We start from the raw sequence: 17,967 nt of genomic DNA on the forward strand, positions 1-17,967 counted from the left end.
ACCTGTAGAAGCGGGTGCACCAGCTAGACACAGAGGCAAGTAGCCATGCGCCCACGGTAACCGGGGCGGGCAAGATCCGTCAGCTGATTTTCGCGGGGAGCTCGACGACGAAGCGGGCGCCGCCGCCCGGGCGGTCGGTGACCTGGATCGTGCCGTGGTGCCACTGGACGTGGCGGGCGACGATCGCGAGACCCAGACCCACGCCCCGGCCACGGCCCGAGGTCTCGCCGCGACCGAACCGTTCGAAGATCCGGGACCGGTCCTCGACGGCGATGCCCGGCCCGGCGTCGTCGACGGTGATGATCACGCCGAGACCACCCGCCTCGACACCCACGCCCTTGCAGCCGCCCGCGTGGTCCTCGGCGTTCTCGACCAGGTTCGCGATCACCCGCTCGAGCCGGCGCTTGTCCGCGTGCAACGTCAGCGCCTCGGCCTCCGGCGCGACGACCGTCACCTCCCGCCCGGCGGTCGTGTCGGCCGCGGCCCGGACCAGGTCGGCGATCCGCACGATCTCCCGGCTTCCCCGGTCGCCGCCGTCGTCGCGGGAGATCTCCAGCAGGTCGATCACCAGCCGGCGGAAACGGTCCAGGTCGTCACCGAGCAGTTCGACCGGTTCCCGGACGGCGGCCGGCAGCTCGGCGCGGTGGTTCTGGATGAGCTGCATCGAGTTCAGCATCGTCATCAACGGCGTACGCAGCTCATGACTCACGTCGCCGGCGAACCGGGCGTCCGCCGCCACCCGTCGCTCCAGGTCCGCCGCGGTCTGGTTGAACGACCGCGCCAGCCCGCCGAGATCCTTGTCGTCCTCCGCCGGCAACCGCGCGTCGAGCTTCCCGCGAGCGACCGCGTCCGCGACCCGCGCCAGCTCCGCGAGCGGGCGCAGCGCCACCGTGCTCGCCAGCCGTCCGACCGCGAGCCCGACCAGCGCGGTCGCGATCGCCGCCGCGATCAGGGTGATCTTCATCCGCCGCAGCGTGTCGTCCAGGCTGCCCAGCGGATGCCACTCGAAGAACGCGTCGCCCTGACGCCCGATCGGTACGCCGACCGCGAGCACCGGCTGCCCGCCCACCTCGATCCGCCGGTGCACCACGGTGCCGCCGATCGCGCTCTCGATCAGATCCGGCGGCAGATCGGACGGCTTCCCGGTCATCGCGTACCAATGGTCCTGGAGGTAGAGCATCGAGGCCGCCGCATCGGTGGACGGCAGGCTGTTCATCACCTCCATCACGGACACCCCGCGCTGCAGTGCCGGGGTCTCGCACTCGACCCGCTCATGGCTGGGCCGGCACGGCTCCGGCGGACCGAACAGCCCGTACCGCAACGCCGCCCCGTTGTCCGCCGTGATGGTCTCCGCCGCCGCCTCGCGCTGCTGCACCAGGTAGTCCGAGACAACGGTCCAGGTCACGATCGACAGCACGGCCGACAACCCGAGCGCCAGCAGGCCGTACGCCAGCATCACACGGCCCCGGAGGGTGACCCGTCCCAGCAACGTCAGCTCACCAGTCGGTAGCCCAGGCCGCGGGCCGTGACGAGATGCTTCGGGCTGGCCGGGTCACGCTCGACCTTCAGCCGCAGCCGCCGGATGTGTACGTCGACGATCCGGCTGTCACCGAAATACCCGTAGCCCCAGACCTTCGACAGCAACTGCTCGCGGCTCAGCACCTTGCCCTCGGCATTGGCCAGCTCGGCAAGCAGCTTGAACTCGGTCCGGGTCAGCGGCAGTACGTCGCCGTCCCGCGTCACCTCGGCCCCCGGTACGTCGATCCGCAGGTCACCGACCTCCAGCAGGTCGGCCTGCCGCGCGCTGGCCGGCTCGACCCGGCGCAGCAGCGCCCGGATCCGGGCCGACAACTCCTTGGCGACGAGCGGTTTCGTCACGTAGTCGTCCGCCCCTGCCTCCAGGCCCGCGACCACGTCGTGACTGTCGGTCCGCGCGGTCACCATGATCACCGGTACGTCGCTCGCGCGGCGGATCTCCCGGCAGACCGCGAAACCGTCCCGGTCCGGAAGCATCAGGTCCAGCAGCACCACGTCCGGCGGTTCCCGGCGCAGTGCGGCCAAAGCGTCGTACCCGTTGGCCGCCTCCGCGACCTGGTAGCCCTCGTCCTCCAGGGCAAGCCGCAGTACCCGCCGGATGCGCGGCTCGTCGTCCACGAGCAGCAAGCTGTGTGCCACCGCTCCAGTGTCGCTCACCGGCGGACCGCATGACGGTTACGGCTGTCATGAATCCGTCATGTTCGGGCGGGGGCCGATTGACATCTGTTTGACGGTTCCGTGACCCCGGTCCGACGCCTGCCCGGGCGTCCTAACTTCGGCGCTATCGAGTCCCGGAGGAGGACCAATGGCCAGAAGACGGCTGGCGGCAGTATCCCTTGCCGCCGTCGCGAGCATCGCGCTCGCGGCTTGCAGCAGCGGCGGCACGACACCGTCCGGATCCGGAGGCAGTGCCGGCACACCGGTCAGCGGCGGCACCCTGAACATGCTCGGGGCAGGCGACGTCGACTACATGGATCCCAACATCAGCTACTACTCCGTCGGGTACCTGAACCTGCGGATGTGGAGCCGGCAGCTGTTCACCTACCCGGCCGAGCCCGGGGGCAAGAACACCACGCCCGTTGCCGATCTCGCCACCGAGATCCCGACCACAGCGAACGGCGGCATCAGCGCGGACGGCAAGACGTACACGATCAAGATCCGGCCCGGAGCGAAGTGGAGCACGACCCCCGGCCGCCAGGTGACCGCCGCCGACCTGGTCCGCGGCGTCAAGCGGACCGCCAACCCGGTGCAACCGTTCGGCGGCATCCCGGACTTCGCGAACCTGATCGTCGGCTACAAGGCGTTCGCCGACGGCTTCGCCAAGGCGCCGAAGACGGTCGCCGGGATCCAGGAGTACATCGACAAGACCCCGCTGCCCGGCGTGGAGGCCAAGGACGACACGACCGTCGTCTTCCACCTCACCCAGCCGGCGTCGTACTTCGTCGACATGCTGACGCTGCCGGCCTTCTCCGCCGCGCCGGTCGAGTCGCTCAAGTATCTGCCGGCCAGCACCGAGCTGGGCAACAAGTTCCCGTCCGACGGCCCGTACAAGGTCGACTCGTGGGTGCCGACCAAGTCGATCACGTACTCCCGCAACCCCAACTGGGACCCGGCGTCCGACCCGGTCCGGAAGGCGTACGTCGACAAGATCGTGGTCAACGAGACCGTCACGCAGGACTCGATCCAGCAGCAACTGCAGACCGGTACGCCGTCGGCCGACATGGAGTTCGACGTCGCGCCACCGCCGTCCCAGCTGCCCGCGCTGCAGGCCAAGAAGGACCCGAAGCTGACCATCGGCGACACCGCGAGCTCCAACCCGTACGTCGTCTACAACACCGTCTCGCCGAACAACGACAAGGCGATGCAGAACCCGAAGGTGCGGCAGGCGATCAGCTACGCGATCAACCGCGACCACATCCTGCAGGTGCTCGGCGGCAAGACGCTCAACCCGCCGCTGACGCACGTGCTGCCGGACGTGATCACCGGCTCCAAGCAGATCGATCCGTACCCGTACAACCCGGACAAGGCCAAGCAACTGCTGGCCGAGGCAGGGTTCCCGCACCTGACGCTCAAGTTCCTCTACCGGAACGCGACCGAGGGCAGCAGCAAGTCCTTCCAGACGATCCAGCAGGACCTGTCCAAGGTCGGCATCACGGTCGTCGGCGTACCGTCGCCGAACGCGGACTTCTACGTGAAGTACCTGCAGGTGCCGAGCGTCGCGAAGCGCGGTGTCTGGGACGTCTCGCTGGCCGGCTGGGGCGCGGACTGGTACGGCAACGCGGCACTGTCGTTCTTCAACCCGCTGTTCTCGGGTGAGCCGTCGTACCCGCCGGTCGGCAGCAACTTCGGGCTCTACAACGACCCGGAGACCAACACGCTCATCAAGCAGGCGATCGCGGCACCGACGGTCGACGCGGCCGCCGAACTGTGGGCCAAGGCCGACGCCCGGGTGATGGACCAGGCAGCGTTCTTCCCGCTCACCAGCAACAAGCAGGCGAACTACCACGCCGAGCAGGTGAACAACGCGGTCTACGTGCCGTCCATGCAGAACTACGACCCGACCAACGTCTGGCTCTCCAAAGACAAGCAGGGCGGCTAAGACCTCATGGCCCTACTGGAAGTAAGAGATCTTCGGGTCTCCTTCGACACCCCGGACGGTACCGTCCGTGCCGTCCGGGGGCTGTCGTTCGACGTGGAGGCCGGGCAGACGCTCGCCGTGGTGGGCGAGTCCGGCTCCGGCAAGAGCGTCGCCACCCAGACCATCACCGGCCTCACCCGCGGCGCGAAGGTCTCCGGTACGGCGTACTTCGACGGCACCGACCTGATCACCGCGGACCCGGCGACGGTCCGGCGGCTGCGCGGCGCCCAGATCGGCATGATCTTCCAGGACCCGCTGTCCAGCCTGCATCCGCAGTACCGGGTCGGCTGGCAGATCGTGGAGATGATCCGGGCGCACGACCTGACGATCGGCAAGCAGGCGGCCCGGAAACGTGCCGCCGAACTGCTGAGTCTGGTCGGCATCCCGCGGGCAGCGGAGCGGATCGACGACTACCCGCACCAGTTCTCCGGCGGGATGCGGCAACGGGTGATGATCGCGATGGCGATGGCCCTCGACCCGGCGCTGCTGATCGCGGACGAGCCGACCACCGCGCTCGACGTGACGGTCCAGGCCCAGGTGCTGAACGTGATGCGCCGGCTGCAGGAGCAGTTCGGTACGGCGATCATCCTGATCACGCACGACCTCGGCGTGGTGGCCGAGATGGCCGACGAGGTTGTCGTCATGTATGCCGGTGCGGTGATGGAACGCGCGCCGCGCCGCGACATCTTCTACCGCAACCACCATCCGTACACGCAGGGTCTGCTCGCGTCCCTGCCCGCACGCAGCGGTGATCGCCTGACCCCGATCCAGGGGACGCCGCCCAGCCTGATCAGTCTGCCGAAGGGCTGCCCGTTCGCGGCCCGGTGCTCGCACGTGTTCGACAAGTGCTCGGAACCACCACCGCTGACGGACGTGGGCGGCGACCCACGTCATCAGTCCGCGTGCTGGCTCCCTCACGACGTGAACGAGGCGGTGGCTTCATGACCGACGTACTTCTGAAAGTGGACGACGTACGAAAGGAGTTCCCGACGCACTCCAAGGAGGTTGTGCAGGCTGTCGCCGGGGTCTCGCTGGAGGTGCACAAGGGCGAGACGCTCGGACTGGTCGGCGAGACCGGCTGCGGCAAGTCCTCGCTGGCCCGTTGCATGGCACACCTGTACGACGTGACGTCGGGCTCGGTGTGGTTCGAGGGCCAGGAGATCAGCAAGCTCTCGCGCAAGGCGATGCGGCCGCTGCGCAGGGACGTGCAGGTGATCTTCCAGGACCCGTACGGCTCGCTCAACCCGCGCCGCCGGGTCGGGTCGATCATCGGGGATCCGTTCGCGATCCATGGGATTGCCTCCGGCAACGAGCGGCAGAAGAAGGTCCAGGAGCTGATGGAGCTGGTCGGGCTGAATCCCGAGCACTACAACAGGTTCCCGGCCGAGTTCTCCGGTGGCCAGCGGCAACGGATCGGGGTCGCGCGGGCGCTCGCGCTGCGGCCCAAGCTGGTGATCTGCGACGAACCGGTGTCGGCACTGGACGTGTCGATCCAGGCGCAGATCATCAACCTGCTGTCGGATCTGCAGCGGGAGTTCGACCTCACCTACGTGTTCATCTCGCACGACCTGTCCGTGGTCCGGCACGTGAGCGACCGGATCGCGGTGATGTACCTGGGCAAGATCGTCGAACTGGCGCCGACCAGCGAACTGTTCGGGCAGACCCGGCACCCGTACACGAGGGCCCTGCTGTCGGCGCTGCCGGTCGCGGACCCGGACACCGCCGACAGCCGCGAGCAGATCATCCTCGGCGGCGACATCCCGTCCGCGACCAACCCGCCGACGGGGTGCCGTTTCCACACCCGCTGCCCGAAGGCGCGCCTCGACTGCACAGCCGAGGAACCGGTCCTCGAGCCGGTCCTGACCGACAAGCCCGACCATCGCACCGCGTGCTTCTACCCGTTAACGGTGGGAGAGGACCTCTCCACCGCCGTACCAGACCTGAAGGCATCATGACGGTATTGATGCCACGCCTCCGGCGCGGCGGGTCATGGGGCTGTGACTCCCGGTCTTCCCTCGTCGCTCCGGTCGCTTCGCTCCCTCCACTCCTCAGTCCAGACCGGGAGGCCCCATGACCAGTGCCATCGAGATGGTTGATGTTCTCGACGAGCCGAGGGCGATTGAGGGGCGGAGTCCGTTCTCGCTCGCGTTGCGCCGGTTGCGCAAGGACAAGGTGGCGATGATCTCGCTCGCCGTGATCGTGCTGATCGTGCTCATGGCGATCCTCGCGCCGGTGTTCGCGGCCGTGACGGGGCATCCGCCGAACGAGCAGTACCGCGACCTCGGACTGACACCGGACGGCCTGCCGCGCGGTCCGAACGGCACGTTCTGGCTGGGGACCGACGACCTCGGCCGCGACGTCCTGGTGCGGATTGCGTACGGCGCTCGCATCTCACTGCTCGTCGGCGTGATCGCGACCGCCATCACGGTCGTCATCGGCGTCGTACTGGGGCTGGCAGCGGGGTTCCTCGGAGGGATCACCGACACGATCCTGGCGCGACTGATCGACGTGGTGCTGTCCGTGCCGTTCCTGCTGGTCGCCATCGCGCTGGTGTCCGTGACCGGCCCGAGCCTGACCGTCACGGTGCTGGTGATCGGCTGCTTCAGCTGGGCGTCCGTGGCCCGGATCGTCCGCGGTCAGGTGCTGTCGCTGCGGGAGCGGGAGTTCGTCGAGGCGGCCCGTTCGCTCGGCGCCGGCGACCGGCGGATCATGTTCGTCGACGTACTGCCGAACGTGATCGCGCCGGTGATCGTCTACACCACACTACTGATTCCCGTGGTGATCGTGACCCAGGCGACGTTGTCGTTCCTCGGACTCGGCCTGCCGCCGCCCACCCCCGACTGGGGCGGGATGATCAGCGAGTCGCAGAACTACTACACGACCGCGTGGTGGTTCATCCTGTTCCCCGGTCTGGCGCTGCTGGTCACCACGCTCGCCTTCAACCTCTTCGGTGACGGGGTCCGGGACGCCTTCGACCCCCGCGCAGATCGGACCTGATCATGGGCATGTTCCTGATCCGCCGGATCGGTCACGGGATCCTGGTCCTGTGGCTGATCAGCGTGGCGGTCTTCGCGCTGTTCTTCGTTGCTCCGAGCAACGTCGCGCAGACGCTCGCCGGCCGGCAGGGTACGCCGGAGACGATCGCGCTGATCAAGCACCGGCTCGGTCTCGACCTACCGGTCTGGCAGCAGTACCTGCACTTCCTGGGCAATGCGGTGAAGGGGAACCTCGGATACGACTACTACCACCAGGTGCCGGTGACGCACATCATCGGGCAGGCGCTGCCGATCACGGTGTCGCTGGCACTCGGCGCGGCCGTGCTGTGGCTGGCGCTGGGCGTGTTCAACGGTGTCATCTCGGCGACGCACCCGCGATCGCTGGCGGACCGCGGGCTGACGCTGTTCGCGTTGTTCTTCTACTCGTTCCCGTCGTTCCTGCTCGGCCTGCTGTTGCTGTACTTCCTGTACTTCCGGCTCACACTGTCCGGCTTCGGCTGGTTCCCCGCGGGCGGCTACGCGCCACTCGCCGGCGGGATCGGGCCCTGGTTCCAGCACCTGTTGCTGCCCTGGGTCGCCCTCGCCTTGTTGCTGGCGGCAACGTATACCCGATTGACCCGCGGCTCGATGCTGGACGTTCTCGGTGAGGACTACATCCGGACCGCGCGGTCGAAGGGGATCCGGGAGAGCCGTGTGGTCGTCGTCCACGGCCTGCGCAGCGCGCTGACGCCGGTGGTCACGCAGTTCGGCATCGACCTCGGGCAGCTGATCGGCGGCGTGGTCGTCACCGAGACCGTGTTCAGCCTGCCCGGGCTCGGACAGACCGCGGTCACCGCGATCAACCAGCAGGACCTACCAGTGATCATCGGCATCGTCCTGTTCGCCTCGGCGGCCGTCGTGGTGGCGAACATCCTCGTCGACATCGGGTACGCCGTACTCGATCCACGCGTCCGACTGCACTAGCTGTACCGGAGGACGGGGGTATGTGGCCCGTCCTTCGGTACGTTGTTCCTCGTGATCGCTGTCTATGGCGCGGGTGGGATCGGGTGTTACGTGGGTGGCCGACTGGCCGCGACCGGTACGCCGGTGACGTTCGTCGGCCGGCCGCGAATGGCCGCCGAGCTCGCGGCGCACGGCCTGCACCTGACGGACTACCTGGGGGCCGACCTTCGGGTCGCTGACGTGCCCTTCGAGACGACACCCGCAGGCGCAGCCAAAGCGGACCTGGTGCTGGTGACGGTGAAATCCGCGGCGACGGAGAGCGCCGCTGAGGAGCTGGCCAAGGTTCTGTCGCCGGGGACTGTGGTGGTGAGCTTCCAGAACGGCGTGCGGAACGGCGAGATACTGCGGTCGCGGCTGACCGAGCAGGTGGTGGTGACCGGGATGGTCCCGTTCAACGTGCTGAACCGGGGCGCCGGCGTGTTCCATCAGGGCACCGAGGGCGCGCTCGACGTACAGCGGGATGCCGCACTAGCGCCGTACTTGCAGGCTTTCGAACGGGCCGGGTTGCCGCTCGCGCAGCACGACGACATCCTTCCGGTGCAGTGGGCGAAGCTCCTGCTGAACCTGAACAACCCCATCAACGCGCTGTCGAACCTGCCGTTGCGCGACGAGCTGTCGCAGCGCGCGTACCGCCGCTGCCTGGCCGCGGCACAGGCCGAGACCCTCGGGCTCCTCGACGCGGCCGGGATCCGGCCGGCCCAGCTACTGGCCGTCCCGATGCACCGCTTCCCCGCTGTTCTGCGGTTGCCGGACTTCCTGTTCCGGCGGCTCGCGAGCAAGGTGCTGGCAGTCGACCCGCTCGCGCGGACGTCGATGTGGGAGGACCTCGAGGCCGGCCGGACGACCGAGATCGACTACCTGAACGGCGAGGTCGTGCGGCTGGCGGAGTCCCTCGGCCGGACCGCGCCGGTCAACGCCCGGTTGGTGGAGCTGATCCGCGCGGCCGAGACCGAGCGCCGGTCCTGGTCCGGTCCTGACCTCCTCCGTGAGCTGTCTTGAAATATGGGATGAAATCTCTCGTATTATGAACGCATGGATGTTGCGGTGGTGGGTGGGAGTGTGGCCGGGCTGCAGGCGGCCCTGACGTTGGGACGGGCGCGGCGCCGGGTGGTCCTGTTCGACGACGGGCGGGCGCGGAACCGCTCCGCGTCGCATGTGCACAACTTCCTCGGCGCGGAGGATCTTGCGCCGGGCGAGCTGCTGGCGGTGGGGCGGCGGCAGGTGTCGGCGTACGGCGTCGACGTGCGGGACACGCGGGTCGACGACGTGGACGTGGATGGTGACGAGTTCGTGCTCGGCGGGGAACGGGTGCGGGCCGTCGTACTGGCGACGGGGTTGTGGGACGAGTTGCCCGACGTACCAGGGGTGACTGACGGGTGGGGTCGGTCGGTCGTGGCATGCCCGCACTGCCATGGGTGGGAGGTGCGGGATCAGCCGTTGGTACAGCTCGGGATGCGCGGGTCGCCGGAGCGGTCGGTGGCGCGGGCCTTGCTGCTGAGCCGGTGGAGCGACGACGTGACGTTGTGCACGGACGGGGACGAGCTGACGGCGGCGCAGGTGGGTCAGCTGGCTCGGGCCGGGGTGGCTGTGCGGACCGAGCCCGTCAAAGAGGTGCTTCCAGGTTCCGTGGTGCTGGATGGGGTGGAGCTGGCGGCGCAGCGGGTGTTTGTGGTCGTGCGGCAGCATCAGCAGAGTGATCTGGCGGAGCGACTCGGGTGCCAGGTCGCGGATGGGGCGGTCGTGACGGACGAGGGCGGACGGACCACGATGCCTGGGATCTACGCGGTCGGTACGACGACCAGTCCGGCACTGCTCGCGATCGGTGCCGCCGGTCATGCGAGTACGGCGGCGGTCGCCGTACACGGGGATCTCCTAGAGCTGGATCTGGGCGGCGGGCGGTAGCCGCGTCGGGTCGGCGATCGGCCAGTCCGCCGGCTGCGCCGGGAGCTCGTCCAGTTGCAGGAGGCACCAGGGCGAGAGGTCGGGGAACTGACGTACGTCGTGCCAGTCGGCCCACCGGTAGTCCGCGACCTCGGCCGGGTTCGGCGTCGGGTCACCGGTCCACCACGTTCGGTACACCGGACAGATCTCGTTCTCGACCATGCCGGTCGGCATCTCGGCGCGGTACCGGAACTCCGGCAGCACCAGATCCACCGTGTCTACGACGATTGACAGTTCGTCCGCGAGGCGGCGCCGTACCGCGTGCTCCACCGGCTCGCCCGGGAGTGGGTGCCCGCAGCAACTATTGGTCCAGACGCCGGGCCAGGTGGGCTTGTCGAGAGCCCGCCGGGTCAGCAGCACCCGCCCGGCCGCGTCGATCACGTAGCAGGAGAACGCGAGATGCAACGGCGTCGCCGCGTGGTGGACCGCCGCCTTCGCCTCGGTCCCGATCGCACGCCCGCCCTCGTCCACCAGCACAACCCGCTCGTCGATCACACCCCCGAGCCTAATCGGATTCCGGGAGGCGCCCGGCAGCTGTTAGCCTCAGGGTGTGATCAAGCACTGCGTGACCTATCGACCGGCTCTGGGAGGAGTCGGCATTCTGTAGTCCCGCAGTCGCTCCACCCAGAGCCTCCGAGGCAGGAACCGTCCGGTTCCTGCCTCTTTCCGTTTGCCGGAGGCACTGGTTCACGGGTGCCTCGTCCCGAGAGGAACACTCATGAACGCTGTCATCGACCGGTTACGCCGTACCACCGACCTCATCGTCGGCGAGGACGACCTGCGCGAACGCTTGGAGTCCGGGCGGCCGCTGCGGATCAAGTACGGCGTCGACTGCACCGCGCCCGACCTGCACCTCGGACACGCGGTCAACCTGTGGATGATGCGCCAACTGCAGGACCTCGGGCACCGGGTCGTGTTCCTGCTCGGCGACCTCACCACCCGCGTCGGCGACCCGACCGGGCGCTCCGAGACCCGGCCGATCCTCACGCCGGCGCAGATCGACGCGAACGCTGCATCTTTCCTCGAACAGGTGTCGCTGGTCCTGCGGACCGATCCCGACGTCTTCGAGGTACGCCGGAATTCCGAGTGGTACGACGCGATGCCGGTGGCGGAGCTGTTGAGTCTGTTCGCCCAGGTCACGCAGGCGCAGCTGATGAGCCGGGACATGTTCCGCGAGCGGGTCGCGGCCGGGCGGGAGATCGCCGTACACGAGCTGGTGTACCCGGTGCTGCAGGGATACGACAGCTTCGCCATGCAGAGCGACCTGACGATCGTGGGTTCGGACCAGCTGTTCAACGAGCAGCTCGGGCGTCACTTCCAGCAACGGTTGGGCGCGCCGCCGCAGGTCGTGATCACGACAACGATCACGCCAGGGATCGACGGGCGGGCCAAGCAGTCGAAGTCGCTCGACAACTACATCGGGCTGACGGACAGCCCGCGGGACAAGTTCGGAAAGGTGATGAGCATCCCGGACTCGCTCGTCGAGATGTACGCGCGGGTCTACACCGAGCTGCCCCTCGACACGGTCGCCGCGCTCGCGGATGCGACCGGCCCGGCGGCGCGTGACGCCAAGCTCCGGCTGGCGGCTGCGGTCGTGACCCGGTACCACGGCGCCGGCATCGCCAAGACCGAGCTGGACGCCTTTCGTCACACGTTTTCCGAGCGTTCCGAACCGGACGAGATGCCCGAGGTCGTCGTCACCGGTGAGGTCGCGACCGCCTTCGACCTGCTGCGCGCCGCCCGCCCGAACGACAGCAAGTCCGAGCTGCGTCGTCTGCTCCGGCAGGGCGCGGTGACGATCAACGGCGTACGCACGGACGATCCCACGGCCGCGATCGACCTCGGCGCGGGCGTCGTACTCAAGTCCGGCGCTCGCACTTGGCACCGGATCACGCGACAGTAGGCGGGTGGAGATCAGGACGGTGGAGGCCTTGGTCAGTGTCGGCGACCGGTACGTCGGGCGAGCGCCGGCGTTCGACGTCGAGCCGGGGTGGTGGGCCGAGGTCGAGGCGATCACCCGGCATCTCGACGAGCTGCTCGGGGTTCGGACAGTGGTATTGCGACTCGTCCAGGCCGACGAGGCCGTGATCGGCCGCGGCGGGCGGGTCGTGTACCACGTCCAGGCGCTCGAAGAGCCACGGTACGGCGTACTCGACGAGACCCCGCTGCCCGACTGGGACGCGATCATCGCACCCGACCCCTTGCGATCGACCTGGGCCGAGATCGACGGACCGAGCCGCCTGATCGAGTGGGCGCAGGACATTGTCGGGCCGCACGACGCCGTACAGGTGAAGACGTGGAACCTGTCCTGCCTGATCCGCATCCCCGGCGCATGGGCCAAGGCCACCAGCCGATTCGGGAGCATCGACGCGGACATCATCGAGCACGTCCAGCGGTACGACGCGACGCTCGCGCCCGCCGTACTCGGCAAGTCGACGGACAACCGGTGGTCGCTCCTGGCCCATGCCCCAGGCATCGACTGCTGGGAGCCGGACCAGGCGACCGTCGACAACGTGGTGAGCCGTTGGGTCGCCGCTCAGGCCGCGCTCGCGTCCGAGGCCGACACGCTCGCGGCTCCTCGCCTGCTACCGGAGGACCTGGTCGGGGAGATCACTCGGCTGCTGCCTCGCGTCGAGCTCTCCCCCGACGAGTCGGCCGACCTGGATCACCTGGTCGCGAAGCTCCCCGGCATCGTCGACGAACTCGACGCGGCCGGCCTGCCGATCACGGTCGTGCACGGCGACTTCCATCCGGGCAACTGGCGGTCGGACGGCACCAACCGGGTCATCGTCGACTGGGCCGACGCGTTCATCGGTCACCCGGCGCTGGACGTCCAACGCCTGCACGACTTCCTGCCCGCCGAGAAACATCCGCACGTCACAGACGTCTGGTGCGCGGCGTGGAAGAAGCATGCACCGGGCAGCGACCCGTTGCGAGCGATCCGGCCGATGAAGGTCCTCGGGTTCCTCACCTACGCCCTCATGTACCAACGCTTCCTGGACAACATCGAACCCGACGAACGCGTGTACCACCAGGACGACCCCGCCATCTGCCTCCGCGCAGCTGTCCGCGCGCTGTGATGCGGACCTGCCGCACTCACCAACCGCGCACGCGGGCGGGCGCTCACGCTGAGCGAGTCGGGGCGCTCGGCTGATCGCGACACTTGGTGAGTGCCGGACGTCCGGTGCAGCTGTTTACGTGGGGCGGAATGTGACAGGGTTGTGCGGGTGACGATTCTGATTACGGGTGCGTCGGGCAACGCGGGTGGCGCCGTGGTGCAATCGCTGGCGGAGCAGGGGATCGCGGGGCGGGCGTTGATCCGCTCGGAGCGTGAGCTGCCGGACGGTATCGAGCCGGTGTACGGCGACCTGAACCGGCCGGAGACGTTCGTGGACGCGTTGGCCGGGGTGACCGGGATCTTCCTGTTGAGCGGCTACGACCGCCTCGAAGAATTGCTGACGAACGCGGTGCAGGCCGGCGTGCGGAAAGTCGTCGTACTGTCCAGCAGTTCACTCGACGGCGAGCTGACGAATGCTGTTGCCGCGTATCACCATGCCACCGAGGAAGCGGTCCGGGCGTCGGGACTGGCGTGGACGTTCCTGCGGCCGAACTCGTTCATGTCGAACACGCTGCGCTGGCGCGACCAACTGTCAGCCGGCGACGAGGTGCGGGTGCAGTTCCCCGACGTACCGGTGTCGACGATCCATCCCCGCGACATCGGCGACGTAGCGGTCCGCGCACTACAGGGCTCTCACGACGGCGAGGTCCTGCGCCTCACCGGCCCGGTCGCCCTCACCCCGGTCGAACAGGTCGCGATCCTCGCCGAGACCCTCGGCCGCCCGCTGACGGCGTACCCGATGAGCCGCGCCGAAACCCACGAGGCCTTGTACGCCTCCATGCCGGAGCCCTACGCCCGAGCCATCGAATCCTTCTTCGCCGACGGCACCATCGACGAAACCACCGTCACCTCCACCGTCCCCGAGGTGACGGGCCACCCCGCCAGAACCCTCCAATCCTGGACCCAGGAGAATGCCAACCTCTTCACCTGAAGGACCCATTGCCTGGGCGAACTGCGCGGCCGTGAGATAACCGCCGCCGCACTTCTGACGGTTGCGTTTGGTGCCGAAAGCTGCAGGTCGTGAGTCGGTCACTTGTTGAGGGCGTTCAGGTACTGCGGGGTTGTGCAGACTGTGCCCAGGCGGGGGAAGGTGTAGGAGATGGCGAAGTTGTGGGCGTGATCGTCCAGGCCGGTCATGGCGTCGGTGAGGAAGAAGGTTTCGTAGCCGAGGTCCGAGGCGGCGCGGCCGGTGGACTCGACGCCGAAGTTCGTGGCGATGCCGGCGAGTACGACGTTCGCGATGCCGCGGGACTGCAGTTCGGTGTCAAGGGGCGTGCGCCCGAAGGCGCCCATGGTCTGCTTGACGATCACCAGGTCACCGGGCTGCGGCGCAGCCTCGGGGGCGAACCCGCTGCCCTCCGGCTGCACCTCCACCCCGGGCCGATCGACCCGGACGTTCACCACCAGACCGCCGGCGGACCGCGTCGCCGCGGCCAGAGCCGCGGATCGCTCGAGCACGACGGATCCGCTCAACGGCGCCGTCTCCAGTGCGATGATCCGCGGCATCAGGTCGATCAGGACAAGCGCGGTACGACGGGACTCCAAAAGGTTCACGGGGTGAGCCTAAGATCCAGCAGATCCACTCCGACCAGGTAGCCGGTTGCCGCCCCGTTCTTGCCGGTAACCGTCACCACGAACTGATGTTCGCCCGCCGCCAACTGGACGGTGCCCAGCGCAACTGTCTGTGTCCCGACCCCGGACGCCTGGTAGCCGTCGAAGCTGACCGCCGCTTTCCCATCGATCTGTACGTCGACGATCCCGTAGTCAGCCGCCTTCGTCAGGACGGTGGACAGCTGGTACGACCCGGTCGTCGGCACGCTGAACCCGAACACGGTCTTGTCACCGGTCTTGGTCCCGTGGATCCACGCCTGCGCACCACCCGACCAACTGACCCCGCAACAGTTTCCCTGCGGATCCACCGCGACTGTCGACGACACCGGCGGCAGCATCGACTCCCCCTCGATCCGCAACGTGCTACCGCTCGTGCCCTGCACAGCGCTCGACTTCGGACCCGTATGACCGGCGAGGTCGACCGCCGCGATCCGGTACGTCCACGTCTCGTGCAGCCCGAGACCACGATGCAGGAACCCAGGCAACGGCGACGTACCGATCAACTTCTCCGTGCCGCCCGCCTTCGCGCCGTACACGTTGTAGCGCTCCACCCCGCTGTCGTCGCTGACGTCGTTCCAGGTCACGTTGATCGCATTGTCGGAGCGACCCGTGGCAGTCACACCGCCGACCGCGCCGGGCGCCCTGTTGTCGCTGTACGGCGCCGTCAACGACTGGACGACGTACGACGACGCGGTCCACGCCGGCCCGCTCGGGCGGAGCTCGATGTCGAGGCGGCCCTTGCCGGACGTGATTGCCGCAGGCAACTGGTAGTTGTCGTCGAGCCAGCGTTGATGGGTGTTGCCGAGCGGCTGCAACCACGTACCGGCATCCTCGCCGTTGACAATCACCTGCGCCGACTGCCCGGCGACGTTCTGGTCGCTCGTCCGGCGGAGCGTGACGCCGCGGTTCGCCGGGTCGGTCTTCACACTGAAGCGGATCGCCTGCGTGCTGGAGCGCACCTGGTCGGTCAGGGTGATGTCGTCGTGATCACCCTCGTACACCGAGCTGAGCTCCGCCTGGGTCCCGTTGTCGACATACCCGTGCTGCTGACGGCTCTCCGCCGAGCCCGTGTCGATGCGGTCGGTCTCCCGCGCGCCGAACTTTGACGCGGTGTATAGGAAGGCTGTCGAGCCGTAGATCGCCGGGTGGTCGTCCTGCTGGCCGTGCTCGATGCCGAAGTCGAGCTGGTTCTCGAAGGCGACCGAGTCGGTGATGTGCAGTCGCCACGCGCCGTCGCACTCGTTGGTGCAGAAACCGGCCCGCACCTCGTGCGCGGAGTTGCCGTGGAACGGGGTCGAGTACGTGCCGGCGTTGAAGTACCAGCCGGACTCGTAGTAGTCCTCGGTCCCGGTGCCGTGAATGGCCGGCGTCCGCTCGCCGTCGACGTACACCCGCTCGTCGCCCTCCAGGTAGCCGCGAGTGTTGCCGTCGGCAAGCAGTCCCTCCATGGTGTGTGAGACGCCCACGAACTTGCCGCGGCCGGCTACGTCGGCGAACGTCCAGTCGCTGCCCTGCGTGGTCTCGCCGCGTGCCGAGAGCGCGGTGAAGTAGCCGATCTTCCCGGCCGCCAGGTCGGCCGCCTTGCGAGCGTCGCGAGCCGACGTCACGTCGGCCTGCCCCTTCAGCGGGTACGTCGTCCTGTTGACCAGCGTGACCGTGGCCCGCGCGGCGTACGGCATCGGCCACCAGGAGGAGTACCAGCCGTCGGGGTCCATGGCGAAGAAGAGTGAGTGGACCGGGTTCTCGCCGAGACCGGAGCCGAAGAACTCGCCGAGCGGGGCATCGACGCGCTTCTCGCCGTCGATCGTCACCTGCACCCGCACGCCAGCCAAGAGCGTGTCGGACGGCTTGACGCGGGCGGCGTCCTCGTCCGTGGCGGCGTACGTCATCGCGTGCTCACCGCTCCAGTTCTGCTTGGTGATCGCGTACCCGTGGGCCTGCTCGTCGGCAACGTGGTTCGGGCCGACGTCGAGCGTGTCGGTGCGCTTCACCTGACCCCCGACCGTCGAGTCCGCCCAGTACGCGAACTCGTTGAAGTCCAGGTCGGACGAGACGAACTCGTTGGTGATCGTGATCTGCGACTTGCCCGCGGTCAGCGCGGCCGGGAGGTCGACGGACTGGTCGTGCCACTGCGCGCCCTGCGCCTTGAGCGGCGCCCATTCGCCCGCGGGTGCGCCGTCGACGAGGATCTTCGCGCGCTGGTTGCCGATCCGCAGATCCATCCGGCGGGTCAGCTTCACGCCCGTGTTGGCCGGGTCGATCTTCACCGTGAACGTACTGCCGCCGAGGAACGCGCGGCCGTCGTCGACGATGCTCTTCAGATCGAGGCCGACGAGGTCGGGCAGCCTCAGCCGCAGCGCGCTCAGCTCACCGGCGCCACGCACGTCGGCGAGCGTCACCTGCTTGCCGGGGGCAAGATTCAACGGAGTGCTCGTGGTCCGTGCGTCAGGCCGCGCGGGCTTCGGATCCTTCGTGCCGGCCGCAGTGAGCAGGGCGAGCACGTCCTCGGCCTTGTCGCTCGGATCGAAGGTTTGTACGCCGTTCGCCTCCGGGAACTGGCGGTAGTCGACGTGGTAGAAGTACGGGTTCGTCTGCGTGGTGATCCGCATCGACGAGCGGTACGGCATCGGGACGCGGATGTAGACACCACCGCTGGTCTGTACGCCGTTCGCGACCAGCGGGTAGCTGAACGGCGCGCCGAGCTTGCCGTCGACGATGTCCTGCAGCGAACCGTGCAGGACCTGCTTGCCGTCGAGTTCGACCGTGATCGTGCCGGTCCTGGCGACGTTGCCCTCGTCGCGCGTGAACCAGATCGAGGCGACCTCACCAGGGCCGCTGTCCTCGGCGATCACGCAGCCCGCGTCCGTCGTACGCAGGCACGAGTAGGTGCCTTCGAAACCGTCGTTGTTCGTGCCGTCGCGACCGAAGCTGGAGAACTGCTTGGTGCGGACCGCGGTCTGCAGCTCGGGGAGGCGGTCGAGGTTCCGGTACACCTCCCAGCCGACCGGTCCGTTGCTCCCGGACGGGCCCGCCGAAGCTGCCACCGAACCGGTCAGCATCAGCACCGAAGACATCAACACAACGACAGCACGACGGAGCATGGGCGGTTTCCTCCGTGATGGGAA

At 68.3% G+C, this 17,967-nt stretch carries 15 protein-coding genes; 10 read left to right on the forward strand and 5 right to left on the reverse strand.

Annotated elements, in window-relative coordinates; translation table 11 throughout:
* Positions 1 to 79 precede the first annotated feature (79 nt).
* Complete coding sequence (locus EV647_RS09720) at positions 80 to 1,456, reverse strand: HAMP domain-containing sensor histidine kinase (RefSeq protein WP_134128563.1); 1,377 nt, start codon at positions 1,454 to 1,456, stop codon at positions 80 to 82.
* Between the two features lie 35 nt (positions 1,457 to 1,491).
* On the reverse strand, positions 1,492 to 2,175 hold the full coding sequence (locus EV647_RS09725; RefSeq protein WP_134001129.1) for a response regulator transcription factor: 684 nt from the start codon (positions 2,173 to 2,175) through the stop codon (positions 1,492 to 1,494).
* Positions 2,176 to 2,341: 166 nt separating this feature from the next.
* On the opposite strand from EV647_RS09725, the gene EV647_RS09730 reads away from it, so the two are divergent.
* The 7 genes from EV647_RS09730 to EV647_RS09760 all read left to right on the forward strand — a co-directional run bounded on the left by EV647_RS09730 (position 2,342) and on the right by EV647_RS09760 (position 10,074).
* Positions 2,342 to 4,135: an ABC transporter substrate-binding protein gene (locus EV647_RS09730; protein ID WP_134001131.1), complete on the forward strand. Its 1,794-nt coding sequence runs from the start codon at positions 2,342 to 2,344 to the stop codon at positions 4,133 to 4,135.
* A 6-nt stretch (positions 4,136 to 4,141) separates the two neighbouring features.
* Positions 4,142 to 5,119 carry an ABC transporter ATP-binding protein gene (locus EV647_RS09735; RefSeq protein ID WP_134001133.1) on the forward strand — a complete coding sequence of 326 codons (978 nt, stop codon included), beginning with the start codon at positions 4,142 to 4,144 and terminating at the stop codon, positions 5,117 to 5,119.
* Complete coding sequence (locus tag EV647_RS09740) at positions 5,116 to 6,129, forward strand: ABC transporter ATP-binding protein (RefSeq protein ID WP_134001135.1); 1,014 nt, start codon at positions 5,116 to 5,118, stop codon at positions 6,127 to 6,129. Before EV647_RS09735 ends, EV647_RS09740 begins: the two co-directional genes overlap by 4 nt.
* Positions 6,130 to 6,244: 115 nt before the next feature.
* On the forward strand, positions 6,245 to 7,171 hold the full coding sequence (locus EV647_RS09745) for an ABC transporter permease (RefSeq protein WP_134001137.1): 927 nt from the start codon (positions 6,245 to 6,247) through the stop codon (positions 7,169 to 7,171).
* 2 nt (positions 7,172 to 7,173) lie between these two features.
* The gene (locus tag EV647_RS09750) at positions 7,174 to 8,133 is read left to right on the forward strand and encodes an ABC transporter permease (protein WP_134001139.1); all 960 of its coding nucleotides are present in this window, start codon (positions 7,174 to 7,176) and stop codon (positions 8,131 to 8,133) included.
* A 51-nt stretch (positions 8,134 to 8,184) separates the two neighbouring features.
* Complete coding sequence (locus EV647_RS09755; RefSeq protein WP_238177120.1) at positions 8,185 to 9,171, forward strand: 2-dehydropantoate 2-reductase; 987 nt, start codon at positions 8,185 to 8,187, stop codon at positions 9,169 to 9,171.
* A gap of 33 nt (positions 9,172 to 9,204) precedes the next feature.
* Complete coding sequence (locus EV647_RS09760) at positions 9,205 to 10,074, forward strand: NAD(P)/FAD-dependent oxidoreductase (protein ID WP_134001143.1); 870 nt, start codon at positions 9,205 to 9,207, stop codon at positions 10,072 to 10,074.
* Here the strand turns inward: EV647_RS09760 and idi are convergent.
* A complete protein-coding gene (idi, locus tag EV647_RS09765; RefSeq protein WP_134001145.1) occupies positions 10,045 to 10,608 on the reverse strand; it encodes an isopentenyl-diphosphate Delta-isomerase in 564 nt (187 codons plus the stop codon). The two genes, EV647_RS09760 and idi, sit on opposite strands and share 30 nt — an antisense overlap.
* 223 nt (positions 10,609 to 10,831) lie before the next feature.
* On the opposite strand from idi, the gene tyrS reads away from it, so the two are divergent.
* The 3 genes from tyrS (at position 10,832) to EV647_RS42915 (ending at position 14,162) form a co-directional block, all read left to right on the forward strand.
* A complete protein-coding gene (tyrS, locus tag EV647_RS09770) occupies positions 10,832 to 12,016 on the forward strand; it encodes a tyrosine--tRNA ligase (protein ID WP_134001147.1) in 1,185 nt (394 codons plus the stop codon).
* Between the two features lie 4 nt (positions 12,017 to 12,020).
* Positions 12,021 to 13,193: a phosphotransferase family protein gene (locus EV647_RS09775; protein WP_166680264.1), complete on the forward strand. Its 1,173-nt coding sequence runs from the start codon at positions 12,021 to 12,023 to the stop codon at positions 13,191 to 13,193.
* A gap of 147 nt (positions 13,194 to 13,340) precedes the next feature.
* Entirely contained in the window at positions 13,341 to 14,162 is an 822-nt protein-coding gene (locus tag EV647_RS42915) for an NAD(P)H-binding protein (protein WP_134001151.1), read from the forward strand.
* Positions 14,163 to 14,260: 98 nt separating this feature from the next.
* On the opposite strand, the gene EV647_RS09785 is transcribed toward EV647_RS42915, so the two are convergent.
* Positions 14,261 to 14,785, reverse strand: coding sequence for an isochorismatase family protein (locus EV647_RS09785; protein WP_238175246.1), 525 nt, complete (start codon positions 14,783 to 14,785; stop codon positions 14,261 to 14,263).
* Entirely contained in the window at positions 14,782 to 17,916 is a 3,135-nt protein-coding gene (locus EV647_RS09790; protein ID WP_202876087.1) for a DUF2961 domain-containing protein, read from the reverse strand. Before EV647_RS09790 ends, EV647_RS09785 begins: the two co-directional genes overlap by 4 nt.
* Between the last annotated feature and the right edge of the window lie 51 nt (positions 17,917 to 17,967).

Source organism: Kribbella sp. VKM Ac-2566 (assembly GCF_004366005.1).
GTDB classification, from domain to species: domain Bacteria; phylum Actinomycetota; class Actinomycetes; order Propionibacteriales; family Kribbellaceae; genus Kribbella; species Kribbella pratensis.

Coding starts and splice junctions, on each gene's coding strand:
- EV647_RS09720 (WP_134128563.1), bottom strand. CDS start 1,456: ATGCTGGCGTACGGCCTGCTGGCGCTCGGGTTGTCGGCCGTGCTGTCG.
- EV647_RS09730 (WP_134001131.1), top strand. CDS start 2,342: ATGGCCAGAAGACGGCTGGCGGCAGTATCCCTTGCCGCCGTCGCGAGC.
- EV647_RS09735 (WP_134001133.1), top strand. CDS start 4,142: ATGGCCCTACTGGAAGTAAGAGATCTTCGGGTCTCCTTCGACACCCCG.
- EV647_RS09740 (WP_134001135.1), top strand. CDS start 5,116: ATGACCGACGTACTTCTGAAAGTGGACGACGTACGAAAGGAGTTCCCG.
- EV647_RS09745 (WP_134001137.1), top strand. CDS start 6,245: ATGACCAGTGCCATCGAGATGGTTGATGTTCTCGACGAGCCGAGGGCG.
- EV647_RS09750 (WP_134001139.1), top strand. CDS start 7,174: ATGGGCATGTTCCTGATCCGCCGGATCGGTCACGGGATCCTGGTCCTG.
- EV647_RS09760 (WP_134001143.1), top strand. CDS start 9,205: ATGGATGTTGCGGTGGTGGGTGGGAGTGTGGCCGGGCTGCAGGCGGCC.
- tyrS (WP_134001147.1), top strand. CDS start 10,832: ATGAACGCTGTCATCGACCGGTTACGCCGTACCACCGACCTCATCGTC.
- EV647_RS09790 (WP_202876087.1), bottom strand. CDS start 17,916: ATGTCTTCGGTGCTGATGCTGACCGGTTCGGTGGCAGCTTCGGCGGGC.